At 33.9% G+C, this 1,415-nt stretch carries 2 protein-coding genes; both read left to right on the forward strand.

Annotated elements, in window-relative coordinates:
• A partial coding sequence (locus tag H4J66_RS19940; RefSeq protein WP_220463160.1) for a hypothetical protein occupies positions 1-246 on the forward strand: 246 nt, incomplete at its 5' end.
• A 156-nt stretch (positions 247-402) separates the two neighbouring features.
• On the forward strand, positions 403-870 hold the full coding sequence (locus H4J66_RS01010; protein WP_182169385.1) for a DUF3592 domain-containing protein: 468 nt from the start codon (positions 403-405) through the stop codon (positions 868-870).
• The last annotated feature ends 545 nt before the right edge of the window (positions 871-1,415 follow it).

A 1,415-nucleotide genomic window follows, 5' to 3' on the forward strand; every position in this document is an offset into this window, starting at 1 on the left:
AAGGCTCAAGAGTTTTGTAATTTAAATAAGTTAGATCTTTTTGGCGTTACATACGAAAGCTCATCGCACATACACAAAGATTTTAATTTTATGAGTAAGTTATGGTCGGGTAACGCTATAAAAGACATATCTGATAAAACATTAAAATTAGAGTTATTAAATGCTCGTAAATTATTTCAGTTACAACTGTTATTCGGTTTTTTAACATTTCTTTCAGTTGTAACAAATGGATTTGTCAGTGCATAGTACAGCTAACAAGGCATTCAAACGGACAAAAAACAGTTGGCTGTTTTCACTTCGTTCAACATTTTAGCCAACAATTTTTTGCCGCTTAATGTGGCGTTATATGCCTAAGATGAATTGTGTGTATTCCAGATAGACTTTTATAAAGCAGAGTGAGATATGTTTAAAAACAGCAAATTATTTTTTGGATTCATGCTAATCGGATCTTCTTTATGGCTTGGTCTCTTAACCTTTAAAATTGCAGGGAACTTAAATGCTGGTAATTGGCCAATAACTCCGGCGATTATCATGTCATCGGATATCAAGAGAGTTGAACATAAAGATGAACGCTATATTCTAGATATAAAATACCAATATGAGATTGATGGTAATAGTTATATTGGAAAAGAAATTTCCAATATGAATCAGCTTTACAATTTTAAAGAGGCGAATGAGAAATTAAAGCTTTATAAAGAAAACTCATTAGTTGAGGCTATTTATAATAGGGAGAACCCAACAATTGTTTATCTAGATGTAACTGTTAATTATATTTTGTATATCTTATCAGTAGTTTCGTTTGTAATGGCCATATTCTCTTTGGCTAATTTAATCAGACTGTTCAAAAATACTGGTGTTCAAGGCATATAACAAGTTACTTAAACGGACGCTAAACAGTTGGCTAGCTTCGTTCCTCGCAATTTTAGCCAACTATTTCGCGCCGCTTAGTAAGGCGTTATATGCCTAGGGAATTATGAAGCAAATTATAGATTTGAGCTCACTTGATGAAATTGAACGTTCTCTTTATCTTGATGATACTTGGTGTGACAATTGCTCAGAAGCAGACTTAGGTATCGGCAGACCAGAACTATATATTGAGAATAATCGTAAATTTATAAGTGGCTCTTGCAACGTTTGTGGTGAGCTATGTACTTCGGAAATAATTACTAAAAATATAACGTAACTGTTCTGGGCAATAGGCATATAACAAGTTACTCAAACGGACGCTAAACAGTTGGCTAGCACTCGTTCCTCGTACATTTTAGCCAACTATTTCGCGCCGCTTAGTAAGGCGTTATGCGGCATTGCGAATTCGATTAAATGTAATTGTGGTAGTTGCCTTTTCTTTACCCTAGTTATTTACGCGTAATTAAATCTATTTCAGTTTTTGGTTAAATAGTTTTTCGCCAAAGCAG

This window comes from Colwellia sp. MB3u-55, assembly GCF_014076785.1.
Lineage (GTDB): Bacteria > Pseudomonadota > Gammaproteobacteria > Enterobacterales > Alteromonadaceae > Colwellia_A.

Excerpts from the sequence above, each read along its gene's own strand:
- H4J66_RS01010 (WP_182169385.1), top strand. The coding sequence starts at position 403 with ATGTTTAAAAACAGCAAATTATTTTTTGGATTCATGCTAATCGGATCT.